15 protein-coding genes and 1 tRNA gene are annotated in these 15,391 nt (G+C 44.5%); 4 read left to right on the top strand and 12 right to left on the bottom strand.

All coding sequences use genetic code 11. From position 1 onward, the window contains the following. Positions 1–4: 4 nt before the first annotated feature. The 3 genes from clpP to ASG89_RS15375 form a co-directional block, all read right to left on the bottom strand. Positions 5–595, bottom strand: a complete 591-nt coding sequence (gene clpP, locus ASG89_RS15385) for an ATP-dependent Clp endopeptidase proteolytic subunit ClpP (RefSeq protein ID WP_028556985.1) — start codon at positions 593–595, stop codon at positions 5–7. A 195-nt stretch (positions 596–790) separates the two neighbouring features. Beyond that, positions 791–2,092, bottom strand: coding sequence for a trigger factor (gene tig / locus ASG89_RS15380; RefSeq protein WP_057311593.1), 1,302 nt, complete (start codon positions 2,090–2,092; stop codon positions 791–793). A gap of 110 nt (positions 2,093–2,202) precedes the next feature. Further along, entirely contained in the window at positions 2,203–3,114 is a 912-nt protein-coding gene (locus ASG89_RS15375; RefSeq protein ID WP_057311592.1) for a hypothetical protein, read from the bottom strand. A 162-nt stretch (positions 3,115–3,276) separates the two neighbouring features. Here ASG89_RS15375 and ASG89_RS15370 point away from each other — a divergent pair. Next, positions 3,277–3,350, top strand: a tRNA-Arg gene (locus ASG89_RS15370). Between the two features lie 148 nt (positions 3,351–3,498). Here ASG89_RS15370 and ASG89_RS15365 read toward each other — a convergent pair. From ASG89_RS15365 to ASG89_RS35640, 3 genes are all read right to left on the bottom strand, one after another. Further along, positions 3,499–3,828, bottom strand: a complete 330-nt coding sequence (locus tag ASG89_RS15365; RefSeq protein ID WP_057311591.1) for a hypothetical protein — start codon at positions 3,826–3,828, stop codon at positions 3,499–3,501. Positions 3,829–3,927: 99 nt separating this feature from the next. After that, entirely contained in the window at positions 3,928–5,571 is a 1,644-nt protein-coding gene (locus ASG89_RS15360) for a hypothetical protein (RefSeq protein WP_057311590.1), read from the bottom strand. 480 nt (positions 5,572–6,051) lie between these two features. Then, the gene (locus ASG89_RS35640; protein WP_082593271.1) at positions 6,052–6,165 is read right to left on the bottom strand and encodes a DUF4023 family protein; all 114 of its coding nucleotides are present in this window, start codon (positions 6,163–6,165) and stop codon (positions 6,052–6,054) included. A 188-nt stretch (positions 6,166–6,353) separates the two neighbouring features. Here ASG89_RS35640 and asnB point away from each other — a divergent pair, with 188 nt between their 5' ends. Next, the gene (gene asnB / locus ASG89_RS15355; protein ID WP_057311589.1) at positions 6,354–8,198 is read left to right on the top strand and encodes an asparagine synthase (glutamine-hydrolyzing); all 1,845 of its coding nucleotides are present in this window, start codon (positions 6,354–6,356) and stop codon (positions 8,196–8,198) included. 68 nt (positions 8,199–8,266) lie between these two features. Here the strand turns inward: asnB and rdgB are convergent, their stop codons facing one another. The 3 genes from rdgB to ASG89_RS15340 form a co-directional block, all read right to left on the bottom strand. Beyond that, the gene (gene rdgB, locus ASG89_RS15350) at positions 8,267–8,914 is read right to left on the bottom strand and encodes an RdgB/HAM1 family non-canonical purine NTP pyrophosphatase (RefSeq protein WP_057311588.1); all 648 of its coding nucleotides are present in this window, start codon (positions 8,912–8,914) and stop codon (positions 8,267–8,269) included. Further along, complete coding sequence (gene rph / locus ASG89_RS15345) at positions 8,898–9,656, bottom strand: ribonuclease PH (protein ID WP_057311587.1); 759 nt, start codon at positions 9,654–9,656, stop codon at positions 8,898–8,900. The genes rdgB and rph overlap by 17 nt, the downstream gene beginning before the upstream one ends. A gap of 180 nt (positions 9,657–9,836) precedes the next feature. Continuing rightward, positions 9,837–10,886: a GerMN domain-containing protein gene (locus tag ASG89_RS15340; protein WP_057311586.1), complete on the bottom strand. Its 1,050-nt coding sequence runs from the start codon at positions 10,884–10,886 to the stop codon at positions 9,837–9,839. Between the two features lie 249 nt (positions 10,887–11,135). On the opposite strand from ASG89_RS15340, the gene ASG89_RS35635 reads away from it, so the two are divergent. Continuing rightward, positions 11,136–12,098, top strand: a complete 963-nt coding sequence (locus tag ASG89_RS35635; RefSeq protein WP_056610274.1) for a phosphatidylglycerophosphatase A — start codon at positions 11,136–11,138, stop codon at positions 12,096–12,098. A 261-nt stretch (positions 12,099–12,359) separates the two neighbouring features. On the opposite strand, the gene ASG89_RS15330 is transcribed toward ASG89_RS35635, so the two are convergent. From ASG89_RS15330 to ASG89_RS15320, 3 genes are read right to left on the bottom strand one after another with little or no spacing between them, the layout of a single operon-like run. Next, positions 12,360–13,337 (bottom strand): MBL fold metallo-hydrolase, encoded by a 978-nt coding sequence (locus tag ASG89_RS15330; protein WP_082593270.1) that lies wholly within the window; start codon positions 13,335–13,337, stop codon positions 12,360–12,362. A 10-nt stretch (positions 13,338–13,347) separates the two neighbouring features. Next, complete coding sequence (locus ASG89_RS15325; RefSeq protein WP_057311584.1) at positions 13,348–14,079, bottom strand: class I SAM-dependent methyltransferase; 732 nt, start codon at positions 14,077–14,079, stop codon at positions 13,348–13,350. Positions 14,080–14,126: 47 nt separating this feature from the next. Further along, positions 14,127–14,801: a DUF6483 family protein gene (locus ASG89_RS15320; protein ID WP_057311583.1), complete on the bottom strand. Its 675-nt coding sequence runs from the start codon at positions 14,799–14,801 to the stop codon at positions 14,127–14,129. A 194-nt stretch (positions 14,802–14,995) separates the two neighbouring features. Between ASG89_RS15320 and ASG89_RS15315 the strand changes: the two genes are divergently transcribed. Then, positions 14,996–15,217, top strand: a complete 222-nt coding sequence (locus tag ASG89_RS15315) for a helix-turn-helix domain-containing protein (RefSeq protein WP_028556998.1) — start codon at positions 14,996–14,998, stop codon at positions 15,215–15,217. Positions 15,218–15,391 lie beyond the last annotated feature (174 nt).

Raw genomic sequence — 15,391 nt, 5'->3', positions numbered from 1 at the left:
TCCTTTATTTCAAGTCGTTTCGAGTGATAACCTCGTCGATTAACCCGTATGCCTTCGCTTCATCAGCGCTCATAAAGTTATCTCGGTCGGTGTCTCTTTCGATCTTTTCAAGCGGCTGTCCCGTTCGGTCCACGTAAATCTGGTTGAGTTTATTCTTGGTCTTGATAATCCAATCCGCATGGATTTTGATATCGGTTGCTTGACCTCTAACACCGCCGAGCGGTTGGTGAATCATTACTTCTGCATTTGGCAGCGCGTATCGCTTACCTTTGGCTCCTGCTGTCAAAAGCAAAGAACCCATACTTGCGGCCATACCTACACAAATCGTAGATACATCCGGTTTAATAAACTGCATGGTATCGAAGATACCCATTCCAGCCGTAACAGACCCACCAGGTGAGTTGATATATAAGTGAATATCTTTTTCAGGGTCCTGGGCGGATAAAAAGAGCAGCTGGGCAATGACCAAATTAGCCACATCGTCATCAATAGCGGTCCCGATGAAGATTATGCGGTCCTTAAGTAAACGCGAGTAGATATCGTAGGAACGCTCCCCACGAGCCTCTTGTTCTACAACCATAGGAATAAGACTCATTGTACCAACTCCTTTTGCGGCAAGCGCCATGTTCTCTCACTTGAGATTCAATTACAGTTTAACACGATTGGGCAACAATGTCATTTTTCTGAAATCAGCTATGTAAGCGGTAATACGTATGTACTAAGGCGTTTATACGTAAATTAGGGTAAAAGAAAGGCACGTTGCTTGCGTACGTGCCTTTACTTACCTTATTTACACGGCTGCGGAAACATGCTTGCTATTTTGAAGCAAGAAATCAACCGTTTTTCTGATTACTAGATCATTGCTAAGACCTTCAAGAGATCCGTTGGAAGCAAACAGCTCACGAAGTTCAGCTGTTGATTTTTGGTAGGACGGTGCATATTTCTCAAGTTCCGCGTCAACTTCTTCGTCGGAAACTGTGATTTTTTCTGCAGCTGCGATCGCTTCAAGAACAAGGTTGTTACGAACACGCTTCTCAGCATCTTCTTTCATTTGTTCTTTCAATGCGCTCTCGTTTTGGCCTGAGAACTGGTAGTAGATCTCAAGCGTCATGCCTTGGGAGCGAAGACGTCTTTCGAATTCTTTAACCATGATATCAAGCTCAGCGTCAACCATCGAACCTGGAATTTCAACATCTGCGTTAGCGGCAGCTTTCTCAACAACTGCAGTTTCAAGTGCAGCTTCGGAATCTTTCTCTTTGCGGTCTTGCAAACGTTTTTGAAGCTCTTCTTTGTACTCAACAAGCGTATCGAACTCACTTACGTCTTTAGCGAACTCATCATCAAGCTCAGGCAGGTTTTTGCGTTTGATATCGTGAAGTTTCACTTTAAACACAGCTGCTTTGCCTTTCAGATCTTCGGAATGGTAGTTTTCAGGGAAGCTGACGTTAACGTCTTTCTCTTCATCCTTACCAAGACCTACAAGTTGCTCTTCGAAGCCTGGGATGAATGAGTTGGATCCAAGCTCAAGGGAATACTTCTCCGCTTTACCGCCTTCGAATGCTACTTCATCAACGAATCCTTCGAAATCAATGATTACGACATCGCCGTTAGCAGCTTGTCCTTCTTCAAGAACAACCAATTCAGCATGACGTTGTTGCAAACGTGTAAGCTCTTCGTTCAATTCTTCTTCGGAAACTGTCGCGTTAACCGCTTCTACTTCAATACCTTTGTAATCGCCAAGCGTTACTTCAGGCTTAACGGTAACTTTCGCTTTGAACTTCATGACTTGACCTTTACCAAATTGCTCTACGTCTACTTCAGGACGATCAACAGGCTCGATTTTAACCTCTTCGATCGCTTGTACATAAACTTCTGGCAGAATGATATCGATAGCGTCTTGATACAAACTTTCCACACCGAATTTAGCTTCAAAGATGGAACGTGGCACTTTCCCTTTACGGAATCCTGGAACGTTTACTTTCGCTGAAACCTTTTTGAATGCTTTATCCAAAGCATCCGCTACTCGTTCTGCCCCAACTTCAACTTCAAGAACGCCTACGTTCTTCTCTATTTTTTCCCAACTTGCTTTCATTTTATGCCTTCCCCTCCAAAAATGTACCATGACATATATTTTTCACGTTAAGCTCATTATAACCATTCTATTATACCATATAACATTTTCATTTCAAGCGAGCATTGTTCTTAGCTAGGATCTGGGCTAAATTGCTTTACAAAAGCGGTCAGCACGTTGTGCGCGCGCTTCCACTGCAGCGTCATCGCATCCACGATACCATACGTTTCTAACAGTTCATCTCGATCAACCGTACCAAACAATTTGTCTTGCAAAATCGCATGCAGCGCAGAGGCCCACACGTCTACTGCACTTTCTTCTGCCCTTAACAACTCCGTGTAAATCGAAGTGCCATAAGCATAGGCAAGAAACTCCTGCCAAGTCTGAGTAGCAAAGTAGACAAAGTCAGGTTGGCTTATTTCACTAATGTCCCCGACTCTGCGAATCATATCACGAATTCGTAATGGAAAATCTTCCACCCCCAGCGGAGTTTCATCGATTTCTACAAGAACGGTTTGACCATTCTTGGGGAACTCAATTAATCCATGCTCTCCCATTTGCTTAAGCGTCTGTAGGGCTTTGAATTGAAGATGAGGATGTCTTGGCCTTTCGCAAAGCCATGTCTTCACGAATTGACTAACCTCCGACTGTTCGATATAAGCAAGTTGCTCCAAGGCACTTACTTGTCCCTCTAGCGAACCTTCTTGCAGCATGTTTTGAAGCTTCTTCACAAAAGCACCATCATCCGAAGCAGATTTATCATGGATATACTGTCGCAATAGAGTGGATTCTTCTTCCGAATCCTCTTCCTCTGTCACGGATGATGAGAACATCGTTTCTGGAAACATTGTGAGCAGCCAGTGGCGCAAAGCTTCCCATTGATCGGACTTATTCGCATTGACATTAGGAAATTGGAGCAAAAAAGTAAGCATCTCCAGTGCTTCCTTATATTGCTCGGAGCGCAGTAGCTTCATTAACTCGTCTTCATAGAACTGCTCTGTTTTAGGAAAAAGGATGACATTATTAGGCGTAGGATCTGACATAGGGATCACCTCTGTTCGTGGTCTCGCTTGTGCCAGTTTACTCTATCATCTCAGGGATTGCAAAAATAATTATAAATTGAAGTTGACTCGCATTATACGTTGTGATATATTAACTCTTGCTTCGCCAAACGGATCACGTCCAGGCGGTAAGAAGTGTCATAGGTCTCAGTAGCTCAGCTGGATAGAGCACACGCCTTCTAAGCGTGCGGTCGGGGGTTCGAATCCCTCCTGGGACGTTTAAGAAAAAAACAAAAGACCGCGCGATTGCGCGGTCTTTTGTTTTTTTTATATATTATAAAATTGCATAAATCGGCAACTACGGTTGTCCCGAATAGGGCAACAGGACAACCAATGACAATAAATATTAGGAATTAGAAGGTGAGTTTAAACATCATCACTTTTAAACATTTTTGAAGCAACAATAAAAGGTTTTGTAATGGATTCCACAAGTAACACTAGATTCCCAGAGAACTCGAGGCAGCATAAAATAAACGTGAATGCATCAACTATAGGAACTTCTGTAAGTTGCTTTGCTAAACAATATTTATAAATAAATAAAGCCAGTAACCCATAGGAAATAGTTTTGAATAATGCTAACCATCCTTCTCGCACTTCTATCCTAAATACTAATCCAATTATTCTAAAACCTATGTAAATGCATGAGAATATAAATCCAAATTTCAAAAAATTAATATTCAATGTAATTTCGCTCATATATCAAATCCACCTTTTGCTTTTTTAAAAATATGTTTATTGAATATTAAGATAGTAACGAAAAGCTCTGGTAACTTGCTCACGCGAATTAGAAGTAGGTTAGTTTTTCAATACATATCTTTTGACTCTAGCATTTGTTTTACCACCTGGTTCTTGGTACTCCACGGAAAAGCCCAGTTTTGAAGAAATATCCCAAATCTTCACATAGGATCTTCCATCATATTGGATTATTTCAGAATCATGTAGGTCGTATTTTATTATTGAACTACCATATTCAACAACAATATCATTCCCATTCACTGCAATTTTGCCACCAATACTGTCTACAAAATCTCTTAATGGGACATACGCAGTATAATCTTCCAATAAAAAGGTCCCTTGCCCTGTATATCTTACTGGCTTATCATTAACCACCACTTCTAATGGATCGGACATTGTAAGCAGACTTTCGGGATTAAAATTATAAAAAGTGCTCTCAACTCGTGACAAAGAATATGGATTCAAACTATCATTCATCATTGTTATCAGCCCAGTTGGAGTATGCAGAAATGGTAACTCATTTCCATTTCCTTGTTCTTTTAAAATAATTCGATTACCGAACCAGTAAAAATAATTGAACAAGTAACGTGCGTAGTTGTTAATAACTCTAACTTCGTGATTTTCCGTGTTAATTATTTTAGTCTCGTTATCAGGTGCGTATGGATTAGAACTATTAGGAATCGGTTTCTGAATAAACAAAGTCTTTCTGTCAGGCGAGAAGACTCCATTGCAATTATTACCTTCACAAATGGATTCTTTTTCATTGTTTCCAATTTTCATCGTTATTTCGCGTAAATATTTATAGTTATTTATTTTAACGATTTTATTTTCAAACACGGTTTCCCCAATTTTTCTGTATCCATAATTTTCAATATTTTCATCGTTATTATTTATTTCATTAATATAAGATAATCCGTCTTTATTCAATCTAAGATGGGTTCTTTTATTACCTAAACTCCCATCCCAATAACTGTAAAGTAAATCACCCGTTTCAATGTTTTCTTCAAATGCAACGTTTAATGTAGAGCCAGTATCCCGAGCATTATTTGCCATCAGATGATTCATATGTAATTTATTCGATATTGAAAATGCGTATTCATTTGAGGTCAGAGAGTAAAAATCATTGCTTTCGGCCCCATAGATGTTATATACATTTGACTCAGGAATTACAGTACCTAATTTTAAATCCTCGTCAGCTACTTGATTGATTCGAGTAAGCTTTTTACTGGTAAGGTTAAACTCAAAAAGATTTGTAATTATGGGTGCAGTAAATATCCTTGTTTTCACCGGACGAAATTCAAAATGTTCCTCTTGGAATACAGCGTATGCAGTTATTCCTCTTTGAGTTTTATGTAAATCACGAACGCTCACTATGGAGAAATCCATGGCATCTTTATCCGAAGCCCATTGTTCATCTAGCGGTCTATCTTTGAAGGAATAATTATCTGGTATGACGACTGAGTACTCAGGGAAATTAAATGTTTCATATTGTATTCTCCCTGTTTGCCAGTCAACTAAGGTAACAAAGACGGTCGGGAACATTTTTCGCTTTGTGTCATCAGTACTTACTTTAAATTCTACAGTGGCTCTGTAGTTTTCCGGTAAAGTTATTTTATTAATAACTGATGGTGAATCAAGTGCAAAACTTGTGTTTATCGGAACTACCAAAAAAATGATTAAAAATAAAAACAGTATTTTTTTCAAATCAAATCCCTCTTTCAGTTTTTTTACATTCTTTCCCTAGGTATTATATACCATTTTCGACAAAATTCCACTCGTTAGGTCATAGGCGTATTGAATAGATATTCCTATGAAACATGATTAAATTAAAAAGCACCCCGCTATATTTGCAAGCAAGGGTGCTAATGGTACAAATAAAATTATCAGCTTACACGGACGGCCTATTGGGCTGATGATGACCCGGCTCCGTTGAATCAAGATTCGATTGAATGCGAGATGATTGCTTGGAGTGATCGATAGCGCTTTGCGTTTTCTGGTCCATACTTTTCTTTTTACCCATGGAAAGCAACTCCTTCTATTCATAGAATGAACGCCACCTTAGTATGGAGGGTTTCCGTAAGGACTATGCTGGTTATCGTTTCCTTCAGTCTGGCATAGCTGCTGGTGAGTAACAAAGAGCCTGTAGGGATGGCCCCTTCAGGCTCTTGCTCATGCCAATCGACGTTAGTGCATCTTGTGAGGCAAATTCTTGCCCGTCTGACCGTCACCTTGTGTCCTTTTATTCTTCTCGGCTTTCCTCTGCTTCTCATGCAGCTTGCTAATGAAATGACTATCCATGAGCACTCGCCTCCTGAAGAAAGAATGGCATTACCCTAATAGAATGTCACGAACATTCGAAATTTAATCACCCTTCATATAAAATCCGTATCCTGCTTACTCCGCCGCTTTCTGGACAGACATTTAATACTTGGCATTCGCATACCATTTATCATTATGCGCTCTTCAAAAGAAAGGAAGGAACGTCTATGTGCGGAATAACGGGTTGGATAGATTGGCGGAAAGACTTGACCGGGTACCCGTCCATTCTAGAAAATATGACGGAAACGCTCCAACTGCGCGGACCTGATGCAACAGGTACCTGGATTTCACAGCATTGTGCCCTCGGACATCGACGTCTAAGTGTTATGGATCCTGAGAATGGCGCTCAGCCCATGGTCCGTAAACAAGGCGACTATACGTATACCATCGTATATAATGGCGAACTCTATAATGCTCCAGAGTTAAAAAAGGAGCTCGAGCTCCGCGGCCATCAATTTCGCACAACGTGCGATACCGAAGTACTGCTGGTCGCTTTTATAGAGTGGGGAAAAGCATGCATTGATCGACTGAACGGCATCTTTGCTTTTGCTGCCTGGAACGACCAGGAGCAATCCCTAACCCTAGTGCGGGATAGACTCGGCGTTAAGCCTCTATTTTATTCCCATCAGGATAGTGTTTTATTATTCGGTTCTGAACCAAAAGCAATCCTAGCCCATCCTGACTTCAAAGCAGAGGTTGGCGCTGAAGGCTTTGCAGAAATATTCGCAGTAGGACCGGCTCGCACGCCAGGACATGGAATTTATCGCAACATGTCTGAGCTGAAGCCAGGTCAATTTGCTATTTTTGATCGGAATGGCTTATCCATACGAACATACTGGAAGCTCGAAAGCCATCCCCATCCTGATGATATCGCCGGTACAGCCGCGCAGGTACAGCAATTGCTTCGGGACACTTCAGAACGCCAACTCGTTTCTGACGTTCCCATCTGCACACTCCTCTCAGGCGGACTGGATTCTAGTGCACTCACTGCGCTTGCTGCGATGCATTACAAGGATAGCGGGGAAGGATCGCTTCATACCTTCTCTGTGGACTACAAGGATAATGATAAGCATTTCAAAGCGAACCTATTCCAACCGAACTCGGATGCCCCATGGATTAAAAGGATGACTGATCATTTAGGAACCGAGCATCATTACATTGAATTTGATACACCGGAGCTTGTTGAATCACTGAAGACAGCCGTGATCGCTCGCGATACACCAGGGATGGCCGATGTCGACGGGTCTCTCTATTTATTTTGCCGAGAAATCAAAAAGGAAGCTACGGTCGCGATCTCTGGAGAAGCGGCTGACGAAATATTCGGTGGATACCCTTGGTTCCACAATGCAGAAGCACTAGAAGCGAACACCTTCCCGTGGTCACTCAAGCTAGCAAATCGGGTCGACCTGCTCGCCCCAGACTTCGTCGATTGGATTAAGCCTGTCGAATACGTCAGCAATCGATACCAGCAAGCGTTAAGTGAGGTGCCTCGCCTAGCTGGGGAAACACAGCAGCAGAATCGCATGCGTGAAATGTCCTATTTAAACATCACGCGATTCATGCCCACCTTGCTTGATCGTAAAGATCGCATGAGTATGGCTGTCGGCCTCGAGGTACGTGTCCCCTTTTGTGATCATCGTCTCGTAGAATACGTGTGGAACATTCCGTGGGAAATCAAAACATCTGGCGATAGGGAAAAAGGTATTCTGCGCAAAGCACTGCGCGGCGTATTGCCTGAAGATGTGCTGACACGGAAAAAGAGCCCCTATCCGAAAACACACAACCCGAATTATTTAACTGCCGTAAGGAAATGGGTATTGGAAATTCTGGATGACCCTTCATCCCCTATCTTGCCTTTTATCGATGTCAAAAAAATTCGCGCACTCGCCAGCTCCGAGTCGAATGATTTCGACCTCCCTTGGTTCGGCCAGTTAATGACAGGTCCTCAGCTATTCGCATATTTAGCTCAAGTGGATATGTGGCTGCGAACCTATAAGATCTCGATCCGATAGATCAGATCACAGTAAAAATGAAAAGACCTGCGTCCACGCATTCACGTGGTTGCAGGTCTTTCTGTGTTCTAGTTCGTCTGATCAGGAAGCTGATCAAGGAACATACGCAAGGCTTTGGCGCGATGACTCATTTCATTCTTCTCTTCCACAGTCAACTCAGCCATCGTTCGGCCTAGTGATGGGATGTAGAATAAAGAATCGTAACCAAATCCGCCTTCTCCACGCTCCTCGTGAATAATAAAGCCTTGACAGACATCCTCAGCTTCGATCACTTCATTCGCCACGGGATCAATCAACGTGAGTGCACAAACGAAGGAAGCCTCACTAAGCAATGGAGGGTGGCCCTCCTCAGCATTCAGCTCAAGCCGATCCTCCAAGTCACGCAAAGCTTGAAGTAGTCTGGCATTATTGTCAGCATCCGTTGCGTTTTCTCCTGCGTAGCGAGCCGAATAAACACCTGGATCACCACCTAATGCCGTAACGCATAGACCAGAATCATCAGCAAGTACAGGTACATGAAGATGCGCAGAGATGATTTGCGCCTTGATTCGCGCGTTCTCTGCAAAAGTTTTCCCACTCTCAACGATTTCTGGTAAATCCGAGTAATCCGCTAAGCTACGAACCTTATACCCTTTGGCTCCGAAAAGCTTAGCAAACTCTTTCACCTTACCTTCATTACGCGTTGCGATAACAACAAAATTACTTTGTAGCCGCATGCCTAGCACCTCGAATACGATCTGCGATCGGTCCTAGCACGCCGGATTGTACGTCAATCATGGTGTTAATTCCCGCTTCTGCTAGCGCTAGCAACTCATCAAGTTCTTTACGAGAAAAAGGAGCATCCTCGCCCGTTCCTTGAACTTCGACGAATTGACCTTGTCCCGTCATAACAACGTTCATATCGACTTTTGCTTTGGAATCCTCTTCGTAATTCAGATCCAGCTTCGGGACATCCCCAATTACGCCTACACTGACAGCAGCTAGGAAGTCATTGATGGGGAACTTGGCTAAATTTTTATCATTTGCAAGCTTGTTGATTGCAAAAGCCATCGCTACGAAAGCACCCGTTATCGACGCTGTACGCGTACCGCCATCTGCTTGAATCACATCGCAGTCCAGCGTAATGGATCTTTCACCTAGCGCTTCCAAGCTGACAACCGAACGTAATGCACGACCGATTAGACGTTGAATTTCCATCGTGCGTCCACCGAGCTTACCTTTTGCCGCTTCACGCTGATTCCGAACTTGAGTTGCCCGCGGCAGCATCGAATATTCCGCTGTAACCCAGCCTTTCCCCTGCCCTTTCATAAAAGGAGGAACACGATCTTCTACCGTTGCGGTACAAATGACTTTCGTATCCCCGACCTCAATGAGGACTGAGCCTTCTGCATGTTTTATATAATGAGGGGTTATTTGCATAGGTCGCAGTTCTTGATCCGTTCTTCCACCAATTCTCATATATGTCTTTCTCCTCCTGTAGCTACATCTAAAGCTCTAATCCTTACGCCTCATTGTAACAAACTCATCAAGGAAAAGCATCCTAACACTAGGGAATATGGAAAAAACCGCAAAACCACCAGGGACGCCCCCGTTAATGAACGTTGGTATCACCTGGTGGATCGATGGTTATTAATACAATTATAGCTTAGTTGCAGGATTAATATGCGTTGGTCGCAAGACAGGCTTACTGTAGTTTTGATTATCTGTAGAAGTAATTTTCACAGCGCCATCCACCTTGATTTGCACTTGTTTAAATGTGGTGTTCTCCGTTAGTGACAAGATGACAGATTGCAACGCATCCGCTGAAGCTTTCTGATCAGTACCTAGCAGCTTGTTGGAGAAGTCCACAGTGATTAGACCCTCGCCTGGCTTAATGCTCTTGAGCTCTGTTGTTGCATTAAGGACAGCCGCAAGCCCCTTCTTCTGATCTGGACCTTTGATTAATTGCTCGACAACAGCCTTCGCAACATCATCTGTCCTCTTGATCAGGCGAGTCACAGGAACATAATATTTGTAATTTTGATCATTTTGATTGAGGAAATAGAGCGTAACCGGTGTAGCTTGACCAAATTCGGTATCCTCAGATTTCTCCAGATTAATACCCATGGTGCGCGCTAATGGTGCATCGAGTGGCGTTTTCCCTTTAGGCATTTCTTTCAAATCCTTGCCATCCACGCGCAGCTGAACTTTATCAATCGTAGGGAAATTCGTTAAGTTCCACGTGATCGCCTCAAGGAGCTTGCGCTCATCCTTCACATCGTAGTTAAGGAACTCTTTGGAGAAATCAACCGTAGCACTTTTGTCCCCTTTTACATTCAAACTAATCACTTTAGTCCCCTTCGGCAGAAGCGCTTGAAATCCTGAAGGCAGCTGACTCGTCTCGGGTCCACCGTCAACCATGTACTCTAATGTCGTCTTAGCCACAGAGACTGTCTTCGGCAACGCTAAACTTAATGGTGTAACGAACCCTTTGGCATCTTTCACATAAACCGTCATTTGTGACGTAATTTCTCCAGACATATCGACGGTAACTGCAGCTGAAGTCGTCTTCACATCTACCTCTGTACCCGCCCCAGGAGGCGCATCGATGTCACTCTTCTTTCCACTGCCCAAAATCGAACATCCCGTGGTCAGTAGAACAATCACCCCCGCTAAAGCGGCTGAACGAATCCAATGTTGATGTTTCATTTGCTTATTTCCTCCTTCGATTTTTGCTATTCGCATGGCCTGTACGATGCTTTTTCGTATTACTATGTATACGAGGCTTTGTCCGATTTATAACTACTTTTTGTCCACCTTTTTATGAATCACAAAAAAAACACAATAACGAAGGGAATTATCACCATTCTTCGTCAATTCGAACTCATATGCTATACTGAATACCAGTTTATTAATTGCAACAACTACTTTCTGCTATTGGATTAAGGAGGTTTTGTTATGAGAACATTTTTGAAGGAAAAAACTCTTATTTTCAATGAATTTCGAGAAGAGGTTTTCAGTCATTATCCACAAGCTGTCATTGAGGAAGCGGTTGCTAGATTGCTTGTTGAAATAAAAGGCATCAAGAAAATCCCTACAGACTTGATCACAACCACCCTGCTCGGGGTTTTAAGTAAGACGGAAACATTCAACGTCATGTCTACATTGATGGAGCTTCAAAAAAAGGTGAAGCATGATGCTGAGCTGCTAGCTAGCATGAAAGACCCTGCCTATAACGTTCATCGCACAATTGCGATGTCCATTTGCGGATTATACGGGAGCGGTGCGATCTCACTATTCGGATTCATCGACTGTAAATTCCGCTTCTTTTTCCCTACAAAAAGACCTAAATCCTTCATCTCCAAGGGGATTTGTGCGATTGTTGCATCAACCGCAAGTGTCATTATTTCAGATAGCGTGAAGATGGATTACTCCAAACGCAATCTGCAAATGCTTGAGGCACGAGGCGTGCTTCTGGATGATATGGTTGAGATTCTCGATCAGTTGCAACGTCCTTACAATCCAGATATGCCACGCAGTCTCTGTGAAGAGCATATTCTGGCAGTCCTTCGCAAACAACAAACCTTTCATGCGCTCCAGCTCGCAATCAAAATCGATACAGCTGTCGAAGCCAAAGAATTCAATCCTCAATACAATCATATTGTAGGGATGGACGAAGGACTTTTCGGCGTAGATGAAAGCATCGCAACAGCCGTCCCTCTCATGTATGGGACCATAGCGCTCACAAATTTCGGCTATCTCGATAAAGCAAAAATCGGTATTATCGAGGAGCTCGACAGTGATCACGCTGATGGGAAATGCAATACATTTATTGACGATATGGTCTGTGGGATTGTGGCGGCCGCTTGTGGGCGGTTAGCGCATAACCATACGCCTACGTATAGTAAGCCGTTGAAGTAAGCGTTGAAGTAGGCATTGAAGCGATAGTCTGCACCATGAAACCAATTAACTGGTTGAAAGTGCGTAAGGGAACGTAGGGGCGCTATTTAGGCGATAATTGGGGTAAGTGACTAGTTATGGGGAACGTAGAGGCGTTATTTAGAAGAAATATGTAGTTTGGCATCTACGTTCCCCCTTACGGATAAAAGTGGCTGTCTAGGGACCAAATCGTTTGAACATAAAAAAGCGCTAACCCCGATGCCACGGTTAGCGCTTTTTTCGTTACGTAGATATCGCGACGTAATACACGCGATCTGCTTGCGAATCCACCTGCTGGATGCGGCCTTCGGCCTCCAGCAGGATCAAGTGCGCGATCGTCTCCGACAGCGCGAATCGCAGCTGGTGCACGCTCAGCCGGTCGCCGAACGTCGCCCGGCACACCTCATAAGCGCTCTGCGGCGCGCTTAGCTGCCCTTCCATGAGCGCGAGCCGCTCATGGTGATGGCGCACGAGCTCCTCTGCGCGCGCGCTGAAGCCCTGCCATGGCTCCCGGTGCCCCGGGTAAGCCATCACAACCGGCAGCCTGCCTATCTCCTGCAGGCTGCTCAAGTACGCGCCGAGCGGGTTTTCTTCCACCTGCGGGAGGAAGGAAACGTTCGGCGATATTTGCGGCAGGACGTGGTCGCCGCAAAACATCACCTGCGCCTCAGCGTCGTAGAAGACGAGATGCCCCGCGGCATGGCCGGGGGTCTCGATGGCTTCATAGACGCGGTCGCCGAGGCGCACAGGCCCTTCACGCAGCAGGGTAACCTGCGGCTGCGGGGAGACCAGATCGACGAAGCTCACCATGTGCTTCGTCATCTCCTCCAGCCCGGCTTCGGGGAAGCCATGCCGGGCGAAAAGCTCTAGGAGCAGCGGAGACATCGGCTGCTCCGGGCCCCACAGGAGCTGCACCTGCGCGTATCCGATCTCCGATAGGAGTACCGGTGCGCCCGTGCGCTCCTGGAACCAACCGGCCATCCCATAGTGGTCGGGATGGTGATGGGTGAGCACGATTTGTTCCACGTGCTCGAACCCAATCCCTTGCTCCTGCAGCACCTGCAGCCATAGCGCTTCGGCTTCCGGGGTATGCAAACCCGGATCAATGACGGTGTACCCGCGGCTGCCGCGAATCAGGTAGGCATTCACCCAACGTAAAGGGAATGGCAACGGCACCTTCACTTGTATAATTTCATCTGTATGTACGGTCACGACGTTCATATCCCCGTAGTCATCCTTCCTTATGTCCAACAAAAATCATCCGACTCGAAACTTCTGGCGAATAAGCCTGACCCTCGTAGTCTCCATAGACATGATCAATATGTAATCCGACTTTGGCTAACATCGCCTCAAACACCGGACGCTCGTACAACTTCACCTGCTCCAAATAATGCCGGTCAGGTTCGCCCGCCTGCGAAATCACGATCCGTTTGCGCACACAACCGTCTTCGATCGCTCTCGACTCACGAATGGTGAACTCCTCTTCCTTTCGCTCCGACTGCGCGACCAAGTTCGCCTTCACATAGATTGGATTCAGAAAATCGATAATGAATCGACCTTCTTTTTTTAACAGTCGATGCATCTCATGAAGCACTTTCTCATTCTGCTTATCCTCATCAAAATAACCAAAAGACGTAAACAAATTCACAACTGCGTCAAATGGCTCGCTCAGCGGCACTTCCCGCATATCTCCGTGAATCCATGTCACTTGCTCTTCTCCACCCAGCTTGACGGCTTCCTGAAGCAATACTTTCGATAAATCGACGCCAGTTACGGTATAACCAAACTCCGCAAGCGCCATCGAATGCCGCCCCATCCCGCAACAGAGATCCAACAGACGTGCACCTTGCTTAAGCTCCAACCAGTTCACCATTTTTTTCACTTCATGGTAAGCACCCTGCATGTCTCTATGTTTATAAACAAGTAAATAATCATTTCCGAAACTATCTTGGTACCACGCCATCTTTTCAACACCTTTAGCATTATGATTGAAATTCTACAAATAAAATGTTATAAGAGCAGCCGCTGTTTCATGATCCGCAAACCCTCTAGCGCTTCTTCCTTACTAAAATTCCCAGCCTTCAATTGCTCGTCCTCAACCTCAAGCAGCTTTTCGTAAAAAACAAGACCTTGCTTCGGCAGCTCCACCTTTTCCGGGTGATCCTCCATATAATGAAACAAAACATCTTCAACCTTCGCATAATTGCTTTGTTTCTCATAATGTAAAAAAAGCAACCTCTGCGCCCCTTCTGGGATCCCCCAGCCTTTCAGATGGTTCAAACTCGTAACCATCCGCAAAGCAATTTCGTCATTAACCTCTTCATCGGGCTCAACTTCTTCCGACAAAGACAAATGCAGAAGTAAATCCAAGGACTTCAGATATGCCCAATAGGCCTCTCCATCCTCTTCATGCTGATTCAACAGGTCACCTTGCCCCACGAACATATCGCTAATGACCAACGCTTTCGCCGTATCAATGCTCCCTTGGTAGGATAGCAAATCCAGAATATCCTTACTGGATAATGACTGGAGGGAACGAATATTCAAACCCAATAAATGACGACTGGCTTCATCTAACTGTCTCTGCGCATCTTCAATCGGGATATGTTCCTTGTTAAAAAGAATCCGATGCAGCACCACCGTCAATTGTTCAATCTGTCGCATCAAATAATCACGCCTGAACATCCGGAGCAGCTCCTCTCGGTTTCAAATACACCTCAATTTAGCTTACCACGCCTCGCGCTGAAACTCAAAAATACATTCCGCCTATTTTTCACATATACCGCACCATTGACAGCAGCCCTTCATAAACTAATTTTGACTGTATCCCTTAACCTTGTAATTCCCAATACCCGAGCAAGGAGGGGTGACACACATCCATGGGCAGCGACCACAAAAACAAATTTTTACTTACGAACCGCGAACGCGAAGTATTCGAACTCTTAGTGCAGGACAAAACGACAAAGGATATCGCACAGCAGCTTTTCATAAGTGAAAAGACTGTGAGGAATCATATATCGAACGTCATGCAAAAGCTGAACGTAAAGGGTCGTTCACAAGCGGTTGTAGAACTGATTAAGCTTGGGGAATTAAAGATCTGATTCCGTCAGCAAAGGGATCCATGCAAGCCACCCACCCTCTATTAGAGGGAAATGGGGGCTTTTATGTTTTTATCGAGAGTCAATTATTTGACATACCCTCCCTAGACCGAGTAGCAGTCAACTTGCCAAGTAACTATCTATCTTCAGTCCATCACACGAATTAACTGGATTTTG

This window comes from Paenibacillus sp. Soil766, from assembly GCF_001428105.1.
In the GTDB taxonomy this organism is placed as follows: Bacteria; Bacillota; Bacilli; order Paenibacillales; family NBRC-103111; genus Paenibacillus_E.
Note: the sequence above shows the minus strand (reverse complement) of the source record. Positions and strands in the feature narration are given on the sequence as shown.

What these genes read in the sequence shown, in the direction of transcription:
- ASG89_RS35635 (WP_056610274.1), top strand. Translation starts at nt 11,136, where the DNA reads ATGAGAACATTTTTGAAGGAAAAAACTCTTATTTTCAATGAATTTCGA.
- tig (WP_057311593.1), bottom strand. Translation starts at nt 2,092, where the DNA reads ATGAAAGCAAGTTGGGAAAAAATAGAGAAGAACGTAGGCGTTCTTGAA.
- rdgB (WP_057311588.1), bottom strand. Translation starts at nt 8,914, where the DNA reads ATGCGGCTACAAAGTAATTTTGTTGTTATCGCAACGCGTAATGAAGGT.
- clpP (WP_028556985.1), bottom strand. Translation starts at nt 595, where the DNA reads ATGAGTCTTATTCCTATGGTTGTAGAACAAGAGGCTCGTGGGGAGCGT.
- asnB (WP_057311589.1), top strand. Translation starts at nt 6,354, where the DNA reads ATGTGCGGAATAACGGGTTGGATAGATTGGCGGAAAGACTTGACCGGG.
- ASG89_RS15340 (WP_057311586.1), bottom strand. Translation starts at nt 10,886, where the DNA reads ATGAAACATCAACATTGGATTCGTTCAGCCGCTTTAGCGGGGGTGATT.
- ASG89_RS35640 (WP_082593271.1), bottom strand. Translation starts at nt 6,165, where the DNA reads ATGGATAGTCATTTCATTAGCAAGCTGCATGAGAAGCAGAGGAAAGCC.
- ASG89_RS15330 (WP_082593270.1), bottom strand. Translation starts at nt 13,337, where the DNA reads ATGAACGTCGTGACCGTACATACAGATGAAATTATACAAGTGAAGGTG.
- ASG89_RS15320 (WP_057311583.1), bottom strand. Translation starts at nt 14,801, where the DNA reads ATGTTCAGGCGTGATTATTTGATGCGACAGATTGAACAATTGACGGTG.
- rph (WP_057311587.1), bottom strand. Translation starts at nt 9,656, where the DNA reads ATGAGAATTGGTGGAAGAACGGATCAAGAACTGCGACCTATGCAAATA.
- ASG89_RS15375 (WP_057311592.1), bottom strand. Translation starts at nt 3,114, where the DNA reads ATGTCAGATCCTACGCCTAATAATGTCATCCTTTTTCCTAAAACAGAG.
- ASG89_RS15315 (WP_028556998.1), top strand. Translation starts at nt 14,996, where the DNA reads ATGGGCAGCGACCACAAAAACAAATTTTTACTTACGAACCGCGAACGC.
- ASG89_RS15325 (WP_057311584.1), bottom strand. Translation starts at nt 14,079, where the DNA reads ATGGCGTGGTACCAAGATAGTTTCGGAAATGATTATTTACTTGTTTAT.
- ASG89_RS15365 (WP_057311591.1), bottom strand. Translation starts at nt 3,828, where the DNA reads ATGAGCGAAATTACATTGAATATTAATTTTTTGAAATTTGGATTTATA.